Raw genomic sequence first — 1,043 nt, 5'->3', positions numbered from 1 at the left:
TGTGAAGGTTCAATAGGTTGTTGCGGGTGTTCACCCGGCGAGGTTTTGAGAGACTGGAAATCGCCAAACCCCCAGTCAACTCTGAGCCAGAGGCCGGATGAACACCCATAAGAATGCCCGATTGACGTACCTGCGCCGCGTGGAGATGGTCCAAGACATCACCGAGCGTGGCTTGCCCGCATCAAAGGCAGCCGCCAATCATGGCGTCAGCGCGGTCACCGCTCGTAAATGGCACGCGCGTTACCTGGCAGGAGGTGCAGCCGCGCTGCTGGACAAGTCGTCGCGACCAGCACTGTCGCCACGCAGCATCGAGCCTGGGCTTGCAATGACCATCGTCGAGCTGCGGCGCAAGCTCTTCCTGCAAGCTCGGATTGCCGCCTACACGGGTGTCTCCAAGGCCACGGTCAGCCGCGTGCTGCGCCGAGCCGGCCTGTCCAGGCTGAGTGACTTGGGGCCCAAGGAGGACGTCCATCGCTACGAAAGGGAGACGCCGGGCGAACTGCTGCATATCGACATCAAACGCCTTGGGCGCTTCGACAAGGTCGGTCACCGCATCACCGGTGACCGAACGCAGCGAGCCCGCGACATCGGCTGGGACCATGTCTTTGTCGCCGTCGATGACCACAGCCGCATCGCCTTCACCCAGGTCTATCCGGACGAAACAAAGGAGAGCGCGGCGTCGTTTCTTCGGGCTGCCGTAGGCTACTTCAGCACATTACGAATCCCTGTCCAGCGAGTTCTCACGGACAACGGCAAGTCGTTCCACTCGCACCTGTTCGGCGCGACGTGCCTTGAGCTGGGGATCGCTCAGAAGTTCACGCGGGCGTATCGACCACAGACTAATGGCAAGGCCGAGCGCTTCATCCAGTCAGCGCTGCGCGAATGGGCTTACGGCCGCGTCTACGAGACCTCTGAGCACCGCCAAGCTGCGCTTCCTGTCTGGACCCACTTCTACAACTGGCATCGTCCGCATCACGGCATTGACCTCAAGCCGCCCATGTCACGTCTCTCGCTATCTCGAAAGAACGTGTTGACTCTTCACA

The 1,043-nt window shown here is 61.1% G+C and carries 1 protein-coding gene; it reads left to right on the top strand.

Going from position 1 to position 1,043, the window contains the following annotated elements:
• Window positions 1–97 precede the first annotated feature (97 nt).
• On the top strand, window positions 98–1,043 hold a 946-nt coding region (locus tag AC3WOE_RS30495), incomplete at its 3' end, for an IS481 family transposase (RefSeq protein WP_492696304.1).

This window comes from Roseateles sp. FW305-36 (assembly GCF_058787015.1).
Note: the sequence above shows the minus strand (reverse complement) of the source record. Positions and strands in the feature narration are given on the sequence as shown.